This is a genomic window from Corticimicrobacter populi (assembly GCF_003123725.1).
Taxonomy (GTDB): Bacteria; Pseudomonadota; Gammaproteobacteria; order Burkholderiales; family Burkholderiaceae_B; genus Corticimicrobacter; species Corticimicrobacter populi.
In genome coordinates this window covers 93,326-111,536 of sequence record NZ_QETA01000003.1, presented here as the reverse complement: position 1 = coordinate 111,536, position 18,211 = coordinate 93,326, and the positions used below count along the sequence as shown (strand labels likewise).

General features: G+C 61.0%; 18 protein-coding genes. 16 read left to right on the top strand and 2 right to left on the bottom strand.

All coding sequences use genetic code 11. From position 1 onward, the window contains the following. The first annotated feature begins 18 nt into the window (after positions 1-18). The 11 genes from DD235_RS08485 to DD235_RS08435 all read left to right on the top strand — a co-directional run bounded on the left by DD235_RS08485 (position 19) and on the right by DD235_RS08435 (position 10,428). Positions 19-897, top strand: coding sequence for a prephenate dehydrogenase (locus DD235_RS08485; RefSeq protein WP_109061645.1), 879 nt, complete (start codon positions 19-21; stop codon positions 895-897). Beyond that, a complete protein-coding gene (gene aroA, locus DD235_RS08480) occupies positions 894-2,213 on the top strand; it encodes a 3-phosphoshikimate 1-carboxyvinyltransferase (protein ID WP_109061644.1) in 1,320 nt (439 codons plus the stop codon). Before DD235_RS08485 ends, aroA begins: the two co-directional genes overlap by 4 nt. After that, complete coding sequence (gene cmk / locus DD235_RS08475) at positions 2,210-2,899, top strand: (d)CMP kinase (RefSeq protein WP_109061643.1); 690 nt, start codon at positions 2,210-2,212, stop codon at positions 2,897-2,899. The genes aroA and cmk overlap by 4 nt, the downstream gene beginning before the upstream one ends. Before the next feature lie 175 nt (positions 2,900-3,074). Further along, on the top strand, positions 3,075-4,796 hold the full coding sequence (rpsA, locus tag DD235_RS08470; RefSeq protein WP_162300449.1) for a 30S ribosomal protein S1: 1,722 nt from the start codon (positions 3,075-3,077) through the stop codon (positions 4,794-4,796). Between the two features lie 8 nt (positions 4,797-4,804). Continuing rightward, positions 4,805-5,098 (top strand): integration host factor subunit beta, encoded by a 294-nt coding sequence (locus tag DD235_RS08465; RefSeq protein WP_109061641.1) that lies wholly within the window; start codon positions 4,805-4,807, stop codon positions 5,096-5,098. A gap of 118 nt (positions 5,099-5,216) precedes the next feature. Beyond that, positions 5,217-5,534: a lipopolysaccharide assembly protein LapA domain-containing protein gene (locus DD235_RS08460; protein WP_109061640.1), complete on the top strand. Its 318-nt coding sequence runs from the start codon at positions 5,217-5,219 to the stop codon at positions 5,532-5,534. A gap of 76 nt (positions 5,535-5,610) precedes the next feature. Then, a complete protein-coding gene (gene lapB, locus DD235_RS08455; protein ID WP_109061944.1) occupies positions 5,611-6,822 on the top strand; it encodes a lipopolysaccharide assembly protein LapB in 1,212 nt (403 codons plus the stop codon). Continuing rightward, a complete protein-coding gene (gene rfaE1 / locus DD235_RS08450; RefSeq protein ID WP_109061639.1) occupies positions 6,819-7,748 on the top strand; it encodes a D-glycero-beta-D-manno-heptose-7-phosphate kinase in 930 nt (309 codons plus the stop codon). Before lapB ends, rfaE1 begins: the two co-directional genes overlap by 4 nt. Continuing rightward, positions 7,745-8,731: an ADP-glyceromanno-heptose 6-epimerase gene (gene rfaD / locus DD235_RS08445; RefSeq protein WP_109061638.1), complete on the top strand. Its 987-nt coding sequence runs from the start codon at positions 7,745-7,747 to the stop codon at positions 8,729-8,731. The genes rfaE1 and rfaD overlap by 4 nt, the downstream gene beginning before the upstream one ends. A gap of 12 nt (positions 8,732-8,743) precedes the next feature. Next, positions 8,744-9,652, top strand: a complete 909-nt coding sequence (gene cysM, locus DD235_RS08440) for a cysteine synthase CysM (protein WP_109061637.1) — start codon at positions 8,744-8,746, stop codon at positions 9,650-9,652. Positions 9,653-9,822: 170 nt separating this feature from the next. Further along, positions 9,823-10,428, top strand: coding sequence for a ComEA family DNA-binding protein (locus tag DD235_RS08435; protein WP_239990096.1), 606 nt, complete (start codon positions 9,823-9,825; stop codon positions 10,426-10,428). Positions 10,429-10,509: 81 nt separating this feature from the next. Here DD235_RS08435 and DD235_RS08430 read toward each other — a convergent pair whose 3' ends face one another. Together DD235_RS08430 and mltB are read right to left on the bottom strand one after the other, a co-directional pair. Then, the gene (locus tag DD235_RS08430; protein WP_109061636.1) at positions 10,510-11,043 is read right to left on the bottom strand and encodes a CbrC family protein; all 534 of its coding nucleotides are present in this window, start codon (positions 11,041-11,043) and stop codon (positions 10,510-10,512) included. A gap of 111 nt (positions 11,044-11,154) precedes the next feature. Beyond that, on the bottom strand, positions 11,155-12,363 hold the full coding sequence (gene mltB / locus DD235_RS08425; protein ID WP_239990095.1) for a lytic murein transglycosylase B: 1,209 nt from the start codon (positions 12,361-12,363) through the stop codon (positions 11,155-11,157). 10 nt (positions 12,364-12,373) lie between these two features. Here mltB and DD235_RS08420 point away from each other — a divergent pair, with 10 nt between their 5' ends. From DD235_RS08420 to DD235_RS08400, 5 genes are all read left to right on the top strand, one after another. After that, entirely contained in the window at positions 12,374-13,297 is a 924-nt protein-coding gene (locus DD235_RS08420; RefSeq protein ID WP_109061635.1) for a histone deacetylase family protein, read from the top strand. 74 nt (positions 13,298-13,371) lie between these two features. Next, entirely contained in the window at positions 13,372-14,121 is a 750-nt protein-coding gene (locus tag DD235_RS08415; protein ID WP_109061634.1) for an electron transfer flavoprotein subunit beta/FixA family protein, read from the top strand. A 2-nt stretch (positions 14,122-14,123) separates the two neighbouring features. Beyond that, a complete protein-coding gene (locus DD235_RS08410) occupies positions 14,124-15,053 on the top strand; it encodes an electron transfer flavoprotein subunit alpha/FixB family protein (protein ID WP_109061633.1) in 930 nt (309 codons plus the stop codon). Positions 15,054-15,143: 90 nt separating this feature from the next. Beyond that, positions 15,144-16,958, top strand: a complete 1,815-nt coding sequence (locus DD235_RS08405; protein ID WP_109061632.1) for an acyl-CoA dehydrogenase — start codon at positions 15,144-15,146, stop codon at positions 16,956-16,958. Positions 16,959-17,496: 538 nt separating this feature from the next. Next, positions 17,497-18,138 carry a peroxiredoxin gene (locus tag DD235_RS08400; RefSeq protein WP_109061631.1) on the top strand — a complete coding sequence of 214 codons (642 nt, stop codon included), beginning with the start codon at positions 17,497-17,499 and terminating at the stop codon, positions 18,136-18,138. The last annotated feature ends 73 nt before the right edge of the window (positions 18,139-18,211 follow it).

The window sequence follows — 18,211 nt, the reverse complement described above, 5'->3', positions numbered from 1 at the left end:
CCGGCGCGGAGAAACCGGATGGACAAAATAGCGACTCTTGCTGTGGTGGGCGTGGGCCTGATTGGTGGCTCCTTTGCGGCTGCCGTGCGTCGTGCCGGGCTCGCCGGGCGCATTCTGGGCGTAGGGCGTCACGTGGATACATTGCGCCGTGCCCAGACGCTGGGGTTGATCGACGGCGTGGCTACGCTCGAGGAGGCGGCCGCCCAGTCTGACCTGATTCTGCTGGCGGTGCCGGTCGAGCAGACGGCCGCCTGCCTGGGGAGGATGGCACCACACTTGCGGGATTCGGCACTGGTAACCGACGCCGGCAGTACCAAGGCCGGTGTGGTGGAAGCTGCCCGTATGGTACTGCAGGGCAGGGTCGGGCAGTTCGTGCCGGGGCACCCGATTGCCGGCTCTCATGAGTCAGGCCCGGAGGCTGCGCGTGCAGACCTTTACGATGGCCGTCGCGTGCTGATCACGCCGATTCCCGAGAATCGCCCGGACGATGTGGCACGCCTGCAGGCGATCTGGGAGGCGTGTGGCGCACGCGTTGACTGTCTGGATGCCGGACGCCACGATGCGCTGCTGGCCAGTGTCAGCCATTTTCCCCATTGGCTGGCCATGGTCTATATCAATCAGATACTCGGGACCGATGACGCCCAGGCGAGATTCGACATGGCCGGTACCGGGTTTCGCGACTTTACGCGGATTGCTGCAGCATCGCCCGAAATGTGGCGTGATATCTCGCTGCAGAATGCGCCTGCGCTGCTCGATGAAATACGCTCTTGGCAGGCAGCCTTCGATGTAGCTGCCCAGGCGCTTGAGCAGAGGGACGGCGAAGCCTTGCTGGCGTTGTTTGAGCGGGCATCGTTGGCACGTCAGCAGTGGGGCACACAAGTGGAGACAAAACAATGACCCGGGAATATCTCGATCTGCAACCATTGAAACGTGCGCAAGGGCGTGTGGTGCTGCCAGGTTCCAAAAGCATTTCCAATCGGGTGCTGCTGCTGGCGGCACTGGCGGAAGGTGAAACCCGCGTGCGTGGCCTGCTCGATTCGGACGATACCCGCGTCATGCTGGCTGCGCTAGAAACGCTGGGCGTGGGACTGTCGCGACAGGATGACGGTGATGTTGTCGTGCGGGGCGGTGCGCGCTTTCCGGTGCGGCAGGCCGAGTTGTTCCTCGGTAATGCCGGCACGGCCTTTCGCCCGTTGACGGCTGCACTGGCGCTGATGGGCGGCGACTATACCCTGTCGGGCGTGCCACGCATGCACGAACGCCCCATCGGTGATCTGGCCGAGGCACTGCGCGAGATGGGGGCAGTCATCGATTACCTGGGCACACCCGGTTATCCGCCGTTGCGTATCGGCATGGGAACCATTTCCACCGCAGGCAGCGTGCGCGTGCCGGGTGCCGTCTCCAGCCAGTTCCTGACCGCGCTGTTGCTGGCTGCGCCCCTGGCGACCCGCGCCAGCGGCCAGCCTTTGCGCATCAAGGTCGAGGGCGATCTGATTTCCAAACCCTATATTCGTATTACGCTCAATCTGATGGCCCGGTTTGGCGTGCAGGTCGAGCAGCACGAGTGGGACGAGTTCGTGGTGCCTGCCGATGCTCTCTATCGTTCGCCGGGGCATGTGCAGGTCGAGGGCGATGCGTCGTCTGCGTCGTATTTCCTGGCGCTGGGTGCCATCGGTGGTGGCCCGGTCCGGGTTGAGGGGGCGGGGGCCGACAGCATTCAGGGGGATATCCTTTTCGCTCGTACGCTCGAGGAGATGGGGGCCGCCGTGACCTGGGGGCCTGACTGGATTGAAACTTCGGGCACGCAAGTCGCGGCAGGCGGACGTCTGCGCGCCTTCGATGCCGATTTCAATCTGATTCCCGACGCCGCTATGACGGCAGCCGCACTGGCACTCTATGCCGATGGGCCGTGTCGCCTGCGCAACATCGGCAGCTGGCGCGTCAAGGAAACCGACCGCATTCATGCCATGCATGTCGAGCTGTCCAAGCTGGGCGCGCAAGTCCGTTCCGGAGAGGACTGGCTCGAAGTCACGTCGCCGGCAGTGCAGGATTGGCGTGCTGCGGAAATCGGTACCTGGGATGATCATCGCATGGCGATGTGCTTTTCGCTGGCGGCGTTCGGTCCCGTACCGGTTCGTATCCTGGATCCGGATTGCGTCAGCAAGACATTCCCGACCTATTTCGAGGTTTTTTCCACGTTGGTGCAAGCATGAGTCCTAACGATCTGTCGAACGATATCCCGGTGATTGCCATCGATGGGCCCACGGCGTCCGGCAAGGGGACCGTGGCGGCGGGCGTGGCGCAGGCGCTGGGCTGGCATATCCTCGACAGCGGGGCGATCTATCGCCTGGTGGCACTGGCGTCGATGCGACGCGAGGTGGCGGCAGGCGATGAAGCTGCCCTGGTTGAACTGGCGGGGCATCTTGATATCCGCTTCGATGTTGATGGGGCCTGGCTGGATGGTGAGTGCGTGGCAGATGCCATTCGCCAGGAAGCCGTTGGTGCGCGGGCTTCGGTGATTGCGGCCTTGCCCGAGGTACGTGCCGCGCTGCTGGCTCGCCAGCGTCAGTTTCGCCAGGTTCCCGGTCTGGTGGCTGATGGGCGCGACATGGGAACGGTGGTGTTTCCTCGGGCGCAGCTCAAGGTATTCCTGGTCGCTGCTGCGCAGGCGCGTGCCGAGCGGCGCTATAACCAGTTGAAGGCGAAGGGGATTTCTGCTAATCTCGAAGACTTGCTGCGTGATCTCATGGAGCGCGATGCGCGGGATACGGGCCGCAAGGCGGCACCGCTTGTACCCGCATCAGACGCCATGACGCTCGATAGTTCGGCCATGACAGCGGCTGAAGTGATTGCCCAAGTGCTTTCACTCTATCGTGCTCGCATCGCTGCAGCAGTCTGATTTTAAGTCGTACCGGTTTGTTGGCGTCGGGTCGCAAGGCCAGGCGTTTTCAGGTCCTTGCATGTGCGGATTGTCCGTTGCATGCGGGGTTTTTTCACTCCGCCCGGGTGGGATGAGCCTGTTCGGGCGTGTAATTTAGAGGCAGTCTTTCGGGGCTGTCATGGATCCTTTTTCAATGTCTTCTGTTTCTCTCAACCCCGCGCCCACCGGCATGGAAAGCTTTGCCGCCCTCTTCGAGGAAAGCATCAAAAACCAGGACATGAAGTCCGGTGAGGTCATCAGCGCCGAAGTCGTGCGTGTTGACCACAACTTCGTGGTCGTCAATGCCGGCCTGAAGTCCGAAGCCTTCATCCCCCTCGAAGAGTTCCTGAATGACCAGGGCGAGCTTGAAGTCAATGTCGGCGACTTCGTGTCGGTCGCCATCGATTCGCTCGAAAACGGCTACGGCGACACCGTGCTGTCGCGTGATCGCGCCAAGCGCCTGTCGGCCTGGCTGTCGCTGGAACAGGCGCTGGAATCCGGCGAACTGGTCAACGGCACCATCACGGGCAAGGTCAAGGGCGGTCTGACCGTCATGACCAACGGTATCCGTGCCTTCCTGCCGGGTTCGCTGGTCGACCTGCGTCCTGTCAAGGACACCACGCCCTACGAGGGCAAGACCATGGAATTCAAGGTCATCAAGCTCGATCGCAAGCGCAACAACGTTGTGCTGTCGCGTCGTGCCGTCCTTGAGGCCAGCATGGGCGAGGAACGCGAGAAGCTGCTCGAGACGCTGCACGAAGGCGCGATCATCAAGGGTATCGTCAAGAACATCACCGATTACGGTGCGTTCGTCGACCTGGGTGGTATCGATGGCCTGCTGCACATTACCGACATGGCATGGCGCCGTGTCCGTCATCCTTCCGAGGTCCTGCAGGTGGGTCAGGAAGTCGAAGCCAAGGTGCTCAAGTTCGACCAGGAAAAGAGCCGTGTCTCGCTGGGCGTCAAGCAACTGGGCGAAGATCCCTGGATCGGTCTGGCACGTCGCTACCCGCAAGGTACCCGCCTGTTCGGCAAGGTCACCAACCTGACCGACTACGGTGCATTCGTGGAAGTCGAATCCGGCATCGAGGGTCTGGTGCACGTGTCCGAGATGGATTGGACCAACAAGAACGTCGATCCGCGCAAGGTTGTGACCCTGGGCGAAGAAGTCGAAGTCATGGTTCTGGAAATCGACGAAGACCGTCGTCGTATCTCGCTGGGCATGAAGCAGTGCCGTCCCAACCCATGGGAAGAGTTCTCGACCAACTTCGCCCGTGGCGACAAGGTTCGTGGCGCGATCAAGTCGATCACCGACTTCGGCGTGTTCGTCGGCCTGCCGGGTGGCATCGATGGTCTGGTGCACCTGTCCGACCTGTCCTGGAGCGAGTCCGGTGAAGAAGCCGTGCGCAACTTCAAGAAGGGCGATGAAGTCGAGGCCGTGGTGCTGGCCATCGATACCGACAAGGAGCGCATCTCGCTGGGCATCAAGCAGCTGGAAGGCGATCCGTTCAACAACTTCGTGTCGACCTACGACAAGGGTGCTGTTGTTCCGGGTACGGTCAAGAGCGTCGAAGCCAAGGGTGCTGTTGTGACCCTGTCGGTCGATGTCGAAGGCTACCTGCGTGCTTCCGAAATCTCGGCTGGCCGTGTCGAAGACGCGACCACCGCGCTGAAGGAAGGCGACAATATCGAAGCCATGATCCTGAACGTGGATCGCAAGACCCGTTCGATCCAGCTGTCGATCAAGGCCCGTGACAACGCTGAAACGGCTGAAACCATCCAGCGCATGTCCGAAGCCAGCGCCTCCTCGGGTACGACCAACCTGGGTGCACTGCTCAAGGCCAAGCTGGACCAGCAGCAGCGCGGTAACGACTGATTGCAGCCGTGACACGCTCCGAGCTTATCGCGATTCTGGCAGACCGCTTTCCGCAGCTCGCGGCGCGCGACAGCGATTACGCGGTCAAGACCATCCTGGACTCGATGCTGTCTGCGCTGGCCAGTGGCCAGCGTGTCGAGATCAGGGGGTTCGGCAGCTTTTCGCTGTCCCGGCGCGCGCCGCGTGTCGGGCGCAATCCCAAGTCCGGTGAGCAGGTGTTGGTGCCCGAAAAATGGGTGCCACATTTCAAGGCCGGCAAGGAGCTGCGTGAGCGGGTCGATCAGGCCGCGCAATCGTCATAAGATACGGATCGCGTCGCTGGCGCGTTCTGTCAAATGGCCTCCCTCAACAGGGAGGCCATTTTTTTGTCGTGACTGCACGCAGGCCTTACAATAGCCGTTTACTTTCTGGAGCGTACCGATGCGCTACCTTGTCTGGACCCTGCGCCTGCTGATCTTCCTGCTTGTGCTCGTGTTTGCACTGGGCAACACCGCTCCGGTAGCGGTGACGTTCTATTCTGGCCTCGTGTTGCAGGATATTCCGCTCATCGTGGTTATGCTGGCGGCTTTCGTGCTGGGCGCGGTGTTTGGCCTGCTGCTGACCATTCCAGGTGCCATGCGCCGACGTCGCGAAGCTGCCCGCCTGCGGCGCGAACTGGATCGCCTGCAGGAAACCACGCCTGCCGCGCCGGTCCAGCCGGCACCTGCGGTCATCGATACAGGCTTGCCTGCCCGCTGAGCGCCGTACGTCCACGGCATTGTTGTTCGGATGATATTTCCGGTCCGCATGCGGACCTAAGGCTGGTATTGTGAATTTGGATTTTGAGCCCTGGCTGCTGATACTCGTGCCTGTGCTCTTTGGCCTGGGCTGGGTCGCCGCACGCGTCGACATCAGGCAGATGCTGAAAGAAACACGCAATCTTCCCCAGTCCTATTTTCGAGGACTGAACTTTCTGCTCAACGAGCAGCCGGATCACGCCATTGACGCTTTCGTCGAAGTCGCCAAGCTGGATTCGGAAACGACGGAACTGCACTTTGCCCTGGGCAGCCTGTTTCGTCGCCGGGGGGAAATGGAGCGCGCCATCCGTGTTCACCAGAGTCTGCTGGCACGGGCCGACCTGCCTGCGGCCGAACGTGAGCATGCCTTGCACGAGCTGGCGCAGGATTATCTCAAGGCTGGATTGCTGGATCGCGCCGAAGAATCATTCCGTCAACTGGACAACAGTCGTTATGCGCTGCCTGCGCTGCGCGCGCTGATCCGCATCTATGAAACCGCGCATGACTGGCCGCGTGCCATCGAGGCGGTACGCACACTGCAGGGGCTGGTCGAAGAGCCGGTGCCGCAGCTCGTGCATTATTACTGCGAGCAGGCGCAGATGGCGCTGGCGGGCGGCAAGCCGGATCTCGAGGCTGCTTCGCGGGCACTTGATGCGGCCGAGCATGCAGTGGCTTCGCAGAAGCAGGCCATGCGCACACCGGTTTCGCAAGTACGTATTGCCATGCTGCGTGGTCGTCTGGCGGCGGTCGAACAGGATTTTCGCAGCGAACGTCAGCACCTGATGGGCATTCTTAAGGATGCTCCTGAATACGCCGGCCTGGTGGCCGAACGCATCCTCGAGAATTACCGTATCTCGGGTGAGGAAGTGCAGGCGCTGGCCGTGCTGCAGGCGCATTACGAGGAACATCCCTCCCTGGACCTGTTCAATATCGTTTTTCGGGAACTGCGCGCCCAGCAGGGCGGCGATATCGCCTGGGCATATGCACGCAAGGCGCTGGAGCAGCATCCTTCATTGCTGGGACTGGATCGTCTGCTTGAAGTCGAGCTGGCCGGCACGGACCAGTCCGGTGCGCTGGTGCGGGGGGCTGACCTGACGCTGTTGCGCAATCTGATCCACAAGCATACGCAACGGCTTGATCGCTATGTCTGCCATAACTGCGGCTTTCAGGCACGGCGCTACTACTGGCAGTGCCCTGGGTGCAACGAGTGGGAGACCTATGAACCGCGTCGGCTGGAGGAATTGTCATGAAGTCGTTTCCTGCAGCGCTGATGGCACAGGCCAGGGTGCTGATCGTCGGCGATATCATGCTCGATCGGTACTGGTTCGGTGCCGTCGATCGTATTTCGCCTGAAGCACCCGTGCCCGTGGTGCGGGTGGCCCGTCGCGAAGATCGTCTCGGCGGCGCAGCCAACGTGGCACGCAACGTCGCGGCGCTGGGAGCCAGGGCCAGCCTGTTGGGGGTGATCGGCCATGACGAGGCCGGTCGCCATGTCGCAGACATGCTGGCTGAAGCCGGTATCGCCGCTGAGCTCAATCGTGACGAAGCCTATCCGACCACGCTCAAGCTGCGTGTGCTGGGCCGCCAGCAGCAATTGTTGCGGATCGATTTCGAGGAACGTCCATCGCCACAGGCGCTGAGTGGCATCGAATTGCAGGCTGCCCAGCTGTTGCTGGTGCATGATGTACTGCTGCTGTCCGACTATGCCAAGGGTGTGCTCGACCGGGTCGAACACCTGATCGAATTGGCCCGGGCAGCCGCCATTCCCGTGTTGATCGACCCCAAGGGTGACGATTTCTCGCGTTATCGTGGTGCCACGTTGTTGACGCCCAATCGGCTTGAACTGGAGCAGGTGATTGGGCGCTGGAATTCCGAGGCAAGCCTGACCGAACGGGTTCAGAACCTGCGTCGGGAACTTGATCTCGAGGCCTTGCTGCTGACGCGGTCGGAGCAGGGCATGACGCTCTTCAGTGACAGCGGCCGCATGCATGTCGATGCACAGGCCCAGGAAGTCTTCGATGTTTCCGGGGCCGGTGATACGGTCATCGCCACCGTGGCTGCGATGCGTGCAGCCGGGGCCGACTGGGAACAATCCATCTACTGGGCCAATCAGGCCGCCGGCATCGTGGTCGGCAAACTGGGCACGTCCATCGTGACGGCGGAGGAACTCATATGATCATAGTGACGGGCGCAGCCGGCTTCATCGGCAGCAATCTGGTGCGCGGACTCAATCAGCGCGGCGAAACCGATATCCTGGCGGTTGATGACCTGACCGATGGCGACAAGTTCGTCAACCTTGCCTCGGGTCGCATTTCCGATTACATGGACAAAGACGATTTTCGCCAGCGTGTCGCCGAGGATGCCTTGCCACCGGTGACGGCCATCCTGCATCAGGGAGCCTGCTCGGCCACGACCGAACGCAACGGTCGTTTCATGATGGATAACAATTACCGTGTCACGCTGGAGCTGTTCGAATACACCCAGCGCAAGCGGATTCCCTTTCTGTATGCCTCGTCTGCCGCAGTCTATGGTCCTGGGCCGGTCTATGTCGAAGACCTGGCCAACGAGAAGCCGCTCAACGTCTACGGCTATTCCAAGTTCCTGTTCGACCAGGTGGTGCGCCGCCGTTTCGATTCGTTGACGGCGCAGGTCGTCGGGCTGCGGTATTTCAATGTGTATGGCCCTAACGAACAGCACAAGGGACGCATGGCATCGGTGGCTTTCCACAACATGAACCAGTTCCTGGCCGAAGGGCATGTGCGGCTGTTTGGTGGCTGGGACGGCTATGGCGATGGTGAGCAGAGCCGCGATTTCATCTCCGTCGAGGATGTGGTGGCCGTCAATCTGCATTTTCTCGACAATCCCGATGTGTCCGGTATCTTCAATTGCGGAACGGGACGTGCCCAGCCGTTCAACGACATTGCTGTGGCTGTGGTCAATACTCTGCGCGCCGAACAGGGGCATGAGGCGTTGTCGCTGCAGCAGCTGGTGTCGCAGGGACTGATTCGCTACACCGAGTTTCCCGATGACCTCAAAGGCCGCTACCAGAGCTTCACGCAGGCCGATGCCACGCAGTTGCGGGCTGCCGGCTTCGAAGCTCCGATGCGCGATGTCCAGACCGGCGTTGCCGAATATGTGCGGGCCCTGCGGGCGCGCTGAGCAGGAGAGGAAATGACACAGCAGTACCCAACCGTAGAGCAGACCATAGGCAATACTCCGCTGGTGCGCCTGCAGCGCATTCCCGGTAGTGATGATCGCGGCAACGTGATCTTGGCCAAGCTGGAAGGCAACAATCCGGCCGGCTCGGTCAAGGACCGGCCAGCCTTGTCCATGATCCGCCATGCCGAAGCCCGGGGCGATATTCGCCCGGGTGACACGCTGATCGAGGCAACCAGCGGCAATACCGGTATCGCCCTGGCCATGACTGCTGCCATGCGCGGCTACCGCATGATCCTGATCATGCCAGACAACCTGTCACTGGAGCGTCGTGCGGCCATGACGGCCTACGGTGCCGAACTTATCCTGACGCCGGCCAGTCAGGGCGGCATGGAATACGCCCGTGATCTGGCCATGAAAATGCAGGCCGAAGGCAAGGGCCGAGTGCTGGACCAGTTCGCCAATCCGGACAATCCGTTGGCGCATGTCGAAGGCACAGGGCCGGAAATCTGGTCGCAGACCGGCGGGCAGGTGACCCATTTTGTCAGTGCCATGGGCACGACGGGTACCATCATGGGTGTATCGCAGTATCTCAAGTCGCAGAATTCGGATGTGCGCGTGGTCGGGGCACAGCCTGCCGAGGGGGCCCAGATTCCCGGTATCCGAAAGTGGCCCGAGGCCTATCTGCCCAGCATTTTCGATGCGCAGCGCATCGATCAGGTCGAATCGATTGGTCAGCAGGAGGCTGAGGATATGGTGCGCCGCCTGGCCGCAGAAGAAGGCATCTTTGCCGGCGTGTCGTCCGGCGGCGCGCTGGTGGCTGCCTTGCGCGTAGCCCAACAGGTTCGCAATGCGACGATCGTGTTCATCGTGTGCGACCGGGGTGACCGCTACCTGTCGACGGGTGTATTCAATCCGCGTTGATTGGTACGACTGTGTGCCTGAGCGGCAGGTCATGCTGCCCATGAGGCTGGCGTACCGATGATATAGGATGTTTTTGTCCCGTTGCCTGCTGCGGTACAGGCTGCATCGGCGAAGATGAAAAGGCGTTCCCGTGGTGGGATCGCCTTTTTTTCTTGGCAAGGAGACACGAGATGAATCCATTCCTGGAGCCAGTGGTCGCGCAGCCGGAGCATATAAGACCAGCACGGATTGCCGACGCAGATGTGCCGCAAGCGGTCCCTCAAGGTTGTGATCATGAAACGCCCCCCGCTTTGTCGTCTGAGTCGGCAGGTGCGCTGCGTGGGCGGTCGGGACGCATGCGGCACAGTCCGGCACAACGGCAAAACCGGCAGGCGGCAGCGAGCCGACTCCGGCACTGGCTGTTGATCGTCGCGCTGCTGTCAGGCGTCGGTGGGGGTTGGGCCGATGCGCATGCCCTGGATCTGAACCAGGCCTCCGCTACTGCGTTACAGGCCTTGAAGGGTGTTGGCCCCAAGACGGCCGAGCGCATTGTGCTGGAGCGGCAGCGTGGCGGTGTCTATGCGTCGCTCGATGATCTGGCTGATCGGGTCAAGGGTATTGGACCGGCGCGCATGCAACGTTTGCTGGAGCAGGGGTTGCAAGTGTCCGGCGCGGCGAGCGGTGCAGAGGCAGGCTCATCTGGGCAGGTGTCAGCGTATCGTACCAACAGGGCTGTTCCAGCAAACAGACGTGGTTATGCTTCCCGGCCCGTGATCATCGAACCGCGTTCTGATTGAGGCATGAGGGTCTATCGAGGCCCCTCCAAATCCTGCGTCTGGGCATGCAGTCAGGCATAGTCAGTGCCTGTACTGCGGTTTTCAAGTGAAATCATCGGTGTAATAGCGCACGCCACAGCGCTTGCAGCAGAACTTGGAAATTTCGCCCAGATACTCCGGCTCGCCTTCTTCGGCAAAATTCCTGAAAGGCTCGGCCGGACCCGCATCCCAATATCGATAATCCTTCTGGACTTGGAGCAAGTCGTCCATGGTTGCCGGTATACCGACAAACTCGGTAAAAGTACCGCAGCAGAGAGGCCAATCGGACTGGAGGCCGGGCAAGCGATTGAAATCGTCCCATGCCGCTTTTTCGTCAGCCGAAAATCGAGGGATCGTATCCTGCACTGTCTCTGTGCTGCTGCGTGCGACATTGCCGCTATTGATGCAGGTGGCGCAAAGAAAGTACACGTCCGGGTACTCTTCAGCCAGTTTTGGATCGGCGGCGAGCGCTGGGTTCAATACGGTTCCCAGATAGTCATAGAGCGGCACGTTGGTGCGCGCGCATTGATGGCACTGATCCGCCATATCGGTGGGATTAAGCGCTGAATCTGCGACACATTTAAAAACGGTTCCCATCGTCTCTCCTTGTGGATAGATTATGTTGGCCCAGGGTGCTCAAGCGCAAGCTAGGTTACATGGCCCGGCCTCCCTGGTTCTGGCATACCTGATTGATGGGTTTGGGAGAAATTAACGGGCATCCTGCAGGGCAGCAGCCAGGTCTGCCACGGCGGTGGCATAGAAGTAGCTGCGGTTGTACTGGGTCAGCGCAAAAAAATTCGGCGTGGCTACCCGGTAGCTGGTGTGTTCCAGCACTTCATCCTTGAGATCGATGATCCCGAGCGGATGCTGCTGCCAGTTGGCCTGTTCGGCTGCGGCACCGGCCTGTTTGAGGCGAGACCAATCGAGCGTGGGCGTCAGTCCGCCATCGACCAGCAGGTGTGGCTGATCGGGGAGCTTGGCGGGAGCAAAGACCGGCAGCCCTGGCTGCCAGCCATGTTTGACCAGGAAATTGGCGACCGACATGATCGCGTCTGCAGGATTGCCGAGCAGGTCGATATGGCCGTCGCCATCACCATCGACGGCATAACGCCGCAGGCTGCTTGGCATGAACTGGGGCAGGCCGATGGCACCGGCATAGGAGCCGCGCACCTGCAGCGGGTCGATGTTGTCTTCCTTGAGCGTCCAGACCAGGAAATCGGCCAGGTTGTCGCGGAACATCTGCTGGCGATCCGGCCGCGCCGGGTCGGGGTAGTGAAAGCCCAGCGTATAGAGGGCATCCAGTGTGCGGTAGTTGCCGGTATGGCGGCCATACAGCGTCTCGACACCGATGATGGCGACGATGATGTTTTCCGGCACACCATATTGCTGGCTGGCGCGTTGCAGGATGTCGGCATGCTGTTGCCAGAAAGACAGGCCGTGACGAATGCGGATCGGCTCGACGAATCGGTCGCGGTAGCGTGACCAACTGCGTGGCGTGCGCTGCGCCGGCGGCATGGCAGCGGCCGGCAGGATGGCGCGGGCGATGCCGGGATGATTGCGGGCCTGCGTCAGGATGTTGCCCAGTCGGGCCGGATCGAGATCGTATTGTCGGGACAGACCATCGATGAAGGCGGGCAGGTCGGCATCGACAGGCAAGGCCGTCTCGATCGAGCGTGTCTGCGATGGTGTGGCCTCGGTCGTGCGGGCCTGTGTTGGAGAGGTTGCGGCCTGGCTCGCCGGACTCCTGCTGGTGGGCGTGTCGGCTGTTGATGCAGGGGTTTCCTGCTGTGCCTGTGCAGCAGGTGCAGAGCCGTCAATAGTAGTAGATAATGAAGGTGCGCCTGGATTTGATGCAGCACAGGCGCTCAAGGCCATGGCCGCAAGGCCGGTCGAAAGATGACGAATATAAAATGGCATAAAGCATCCAATGGAGACACTCTATATTACTCATCCTGCGTGCCGTTTGCACGAGATGGGAGACTGGCATCCCGAGTCGCCGCAGCGTCTCGATGCCATCTCGGACCAGTTGATGGCCAGTGGTCTGGCCGATTATCTGGCGCAGGATCTGGCCCCGGTCGTGACGCGCGAAGCACTCGAGCGCATTCATCCCGCAGGCTATATCGACATGCTGCAGGCGACCAGCCCGCAGAGTGGACATCGGCCGATCGATCCCGATACGCTGATGAATCCGCATACCTGGAAGGCAGCGCTGCATGCCGCCGGAGCAGGGATCGCTGCGGTGGATGCCGTGATGGCGCGGCAGTCGCGTACGGCCTTCTGTGCGGTGCGCCCGCCAGGGCATCACGCCTGTCCGGAGCAGGCCATGGGCTTCTGTTTCTTCAATAATATCGCGGTTGCGATTGCCCATGCACTGGAAGTGCATGGGCTGCAGCGGGTGGCGGTGATCGATTTCGACGTGCACCATGGCAATGGCACCGAAGCGGCTTTTGCGGGTGACGAGCGGGTGCTGATGTGCGGTTTTTTCCAGCATCCGCTGTATCCCAATGTCATCAACAATCATCCAGCGGCCAACATGGTCAACGTGCCGGTCGAACCCTACACGTCGGGCGCGGCGGTCCGTACATTGGTACACCGACACTGGTTGCCGAGGCTGGAGGCGCATCGACCCGAGATGATTTTCATCTCGGCTGGTTTCGATGCCCACCGCGAAGACGACATGGGCCAGATGACGCTGGTCGAGGACGACTACGCCTGGCTGACCGGGCAACTGGTCGAGGTGGCTGAAAAATACGCGCAGGGGCGCATCGTCAGCATGCTGGAAGGGGGGTATACCCTGTCCTCGCTGGGCCGCAGCGTGGTGGCGCATGTCAGGGTGCTGGCGAAGTTGTAGAATTGAAAGGTTTTTTCAATTTAGACCCGTATGTGTCCTGACCGGACTGGACGGGTATTTTCGGAGGATGTTGGATGAAGGTGCTTGTTCCCGTCAAGCGCGTGGTTGACTACAACGTCAAGGTACGCGTCAAGGCCGACCAGTCGGGTGTCGATATCGCCAATGTGAAAATGTCGATGAATCCGTTTGACGAGATTGCCATCGAGGAAGCCGTGCGCCTCAAGGAAGGCGGCGTGGCGACCGAGGTCGTGGCGGTTTCGTGCGGAGTGGCGCAGAGCCAGGAAACGCTGCGCACGGCCATGGCCATCGGTGCCGATCGTGGCGTGCTGGTGCAGACCGACGCAGAGCTGCAGCCGCTGGCCGTAGCCAAGCTGCTCAAGGCCGTGGCAGATAAGGAGCAGCCGCAACTCATCGTGCTGGGCAAGCAGGCCATCGATGATGATGCCAACCAGACCGGCCAGATGCTGGCAGCACTGCTGGGCTGGCCCCAGGCGACCTTCGCCAGCGCCGTCAAGGTAGAGGGTGGCAAGGCGACCGTAACCCGCGAAGTCGATGGCGGTCTCGAGACCATCGAACTCAAGCTGCCGGCGATCGTCACCACTGACCTGCGCCTGAACGAGCCGCGCTATGTCACGCTGCCCAACATCATGAAGGCCAAGAAAAAGCAACTCGATACTTTTACGCCCGAAGACCTGTCGGTCGATGTGGCTCCGCGCCTCAAGACTCTCAAGGTTGCCGAGCCGCCCGTGCGTTCGGCTGGCGTCAAGGTGGACAGCGTGGCTGCGCTGGTCGACAAACTCAAGAATGAAGCGAAGGTGATCTGAAGATGACGACTCTGGTTATTGCTGAACACGACAATACGCAGCTCAAGGCCGCTACGCTCAACACGGTGGCAGCGGCTGCCAGGCTGGGCGGCGATGTCCATGTGCTGGTGATCGGTCATCAGGCGCAGGCCGTGGCGGACCAGGCTGCCAAGGTAGCAGGTGTGTCCAAGGTTCTGCTGGCTGATGCGCCGCAGCTGGCCGAGGGGTTGGCGGAAAATGCTGCCGAACAGGTGCTGGCCGTGGCAGGCAACTATGGCCATATCCTGTTCCCGGCCACGGCATCGGGCAAGAACATCGCCCCTCGTGTGGCGGCCCGTCTCGACGTGGCTCAGATCTCCGACATCATCGCGGTAGAGTCGGCTGACACCTTTCAGCGCCCGATCTATGCGGGTAATGCCATTGCCACGGTGCAATCGGCTGATCCGGTCAAGGTCATTACGGTGCGTGCCACGGCCTTCGATCCTGTGGCTGCAGAAGGTGGTGCGGCTGCCGTCGAAAACGTAGCCGCTGTCGCCGATTCCGGCCTGTCGGCTTTCGTGGGCCGCGAACTGGCCAAGAGCGATCGTCCCGAGCTGACCGCTGCCCAGATCATCGTATCGGGTGGGCGGGCACTGGGCAGTGCTGAGAACTTTGCATTGCTCAATGCTCTGGCAGACAAGCTCGGTGCTGCTGTCGGGGCCTCGCGTGCCGCAGTCGATGCCGGTTATGCACCCAACGACTGGCAGGTCGGCCAGACCGGCAAGATCGTGGCACCCCAGCTGTATATCGCAGTCGGTATCTCCGGCGCGATCCAGCATCTGGCAGGCATGAAGGATTCCAAGGTCATCGTGGCCATCAACAAGGATCCCGAAGCGCCGATTTTCAGTGTGGCGGATTATGGCCTCGTGGCCGATCTGTTCCAGGCTGTACCGGAACTGACCGCGGCGCTCTGACGCCCGGTGCGGCCCGACCTCCATGAGGCGGGCCGCAATCCCCCCTGAAGCGGATGCTGTCGGTTTTTCATAACATGGAAGGAGACAGCCATGAACTACAAAGCACCGCTCGACGACATCCATTTCATTCTGCATGAGCTGGCAGGGCTGGACGCGATCTGCGCCTTGCCCGAGTCGGCAGGGCTTGGCGTTGACCTTGTCCATGCCATTCTCGATGAAAACGCCCGCTTCGTGCAGGATGTCGTTGCTCCCCTCAACCGTATCGGCGATATCCGGCCGCCTGTCTGGCAAGATGGCAGAGTCACGGCTTCGCCGGGATTTGTGGACGCTTTCCGGCAGTTTGCGGCTGGTGGCTGGCAGGGACTGCAGCATCCCGAACAATGGGGCGGGCAAGGCCTACCCAAGCTGGTGGGCGCGCCTGCCATTGAAAACCTCAATGCAGCCAGCCTGGCATTCTCGCTATGTCCCTTGCTGACCGATGGCGTCATCGAGGCATTGTTGCAGGTCGGTTCCGAGGATTTGCAACAGCGTTTCGTGCCGGGCCTGATCGACGGCAGCTACACGGGTACGATGAACCTGACTGAACCCCAGGCCGGTTCGGATCTGGCCCTGGTCGCGACGCGGGCGGTGCCCCAGCAGGACGATACCTATCGACTGTATGGCCAGAAGATTTTCATCACCTACGGCGAGCACGACCTGGCCGAGAACATCGTTCATCTGGTACTCGCCCGCACACCGGATGCGCCGGCCGGCATCAAGGGCATTTCGCTCTTTGTCGTGCCGAAGTACATCGAGCAGGATGGCCGGCAGGTTCGCAACGATGTGTGGTGTGCTTCGCTGGAGCACAAGCTGGGCATCCACGGCAGTCCGACTGCCGTCCTGCTCTATGGCTCAGGCAAGGGTGAGGTGGGTGAGGGGGCCGTCGGGTATCGGGTAGGAGAGCTCAATCGCGGCCTGGAATACATGTTCATCATGATGAACGCAGCGCGCTACGCGGTTGGCCTGCAGGGGATCGCCCTGGCCGAGCGCGCCACCCAGCAGGCGCTGGCCTATGCGCATGAGCGCATCCAGAGCCGTGCCGTCGAGGGCTCGGACGGGCCTGTCGCCATCATTCACCACCCTGATGTGGCTCGCCTGCTGCAGACCATGCGGGCCCTGACGCAGGCAGCCAGGGCCACGGCCTACGTGGCCGCTGCCATGCATGACCAGGCCCACCGCAATCCGGACAGTAGCCAGCGGGACGCCAGCCGGGCGCTGTATGAGTACCTGGTGCCCGTCGTCAAGGGATTTTCCACCGAAATGGCGGTCGAAGTGGCCTCACTGGGCATCCAGGTACATGGTGGGATGGGATACATGGAAGAAACCGGCGCTGCGCAGCATCTGCGCGATGCCCGTATCCTGCCGATCTACGAAGGAACGACCGCGATCCAGGCCAACGATTTGCTGGGACGCAAGACGCTGCGGGATGGCGGCAAGGTCGTGCAGAAGATCGTTGCCGATATGCAGGCGACGGCAGCCGAACTGGCCCGGCTGTGCGAGTCGGAGTCCGACAAGACACTGGCAGGCAGCCTGGCATTGATGCAGGCGCGCTTTGCCGAGGCGATCACGGCCTATGCCGACAGTGCGAGAATCCTGCTGACAAAGGCGGGCGGGGATATCCGGGGTGTGTTTGCCGGCAGTGTGCCGCACCTGATGCAGGCCGGTGTCGTATTCGGCGGCTGGCAGATGGTTCGTTCGGCACTGGTCTGCTTGCGTCGCCGCACGGCGGGCGAGGCCGGCATGTTCGAGCAGGACAAGCTCGACGTGGCGCTTTTCTACGCCGGCCACATCCTGCCTCGCGCCCGTGACTATGCCAGCCAGATTGAAGCAGGCCTGACAATCCCGGTCGCCTTGCGACAGTCATAGCAGAAACGGGTACTGACGTGGTGCGATAGGCATGTTGAAATACCGGGTGCTGCAAGCCCCGGTATTTCAACATGCCGACTCATCCGTACCGTATGCAGCAGTAACTGTAGACAGCAGACAGCCTGTAAACATGCAGAAATCGTAGACAGTCGCGATCGTAAACCGCAGCAGCCGAGCGAGCGTTTGACTCACCTCCATACTCAGAAAATGCAGCCAGTGCGGGATCATGGGTGTTCGTGGGCACCTGCGACACGGTCCGGGTGCCTGAACGGCACCGGACTGCCCACAATAGCCGCGCATAAGCGGGCAGCAGGACAAACTCACTGCGCTTCGCTCCGTTCAGACATGTCCTGCTGACAACTCCCGCTTATGCACGGTTATTGTGGCGTGTCACAAAGTGCCCACGAACACCCATGATCCAGCACTGGCGTGTCCCTTCTGAAAACATCCCAATATATGCATATACCCATTGATTATATTAATCAGCCATTCTCTATGAAAAAATCCATAATGTGTTTTCCCCTTTCAAGGACTGATTATGGCTACTCTGCGTCTGGGCGATATCGCCCCTGATTTCGAACAGGATTCCTCGGTCGGCAAGATCCGCTTCTATGACTACCTTGGCAACAGCTGGGGTGTGCTGTTTTCGCATCCGGCCGACTACACGCCGGTCTGCACGACCGAGCTGGGCTACACCGCCAAGCTCAAGGACGAGTTCGCCAAACGTGGCGTCAAGGTGCTGGCATTGTCCGTCGATCCGGCCGACAAGCACCAGGGCTGGATCAGCGACATCAACGAAACCCAGAACACTTCGGTCGAATTCCCGATCATCGCTGATGCCGATCGCAAGGTGTCCGATCTGTACGACATGATTCACCCCAATGCCAACGCTACCCTGACCGTGCGTTCGGTATTCATTATCGATCCGGCCAAGAAAGTGCGGCTGATCATCACCTATCCGGCCAGCACGGGGCGCAATTTCAACGAAATCCTGCGCGTGATCGATTCGCTGCAACTGACCGACAGCCACAGCGTCGCCACGCCGGTCAACTGGGAAGACGGTCAGGACGTGATCATCGTCCCCTCGCTGCAGGATGAGGAAGTCATCAAGCAGAAATTCCCCAAGGGCTACAAGGCCGTGCGTCCCTACCTGCGCATCACGCCGCAACCCAACAAATAACAGGCTTTCCGCACTGCCTGGTTGAAGGCGGTGCAGCCTGTCAGGCCTGGATGCCCGATGTCTTCGTCGGGCA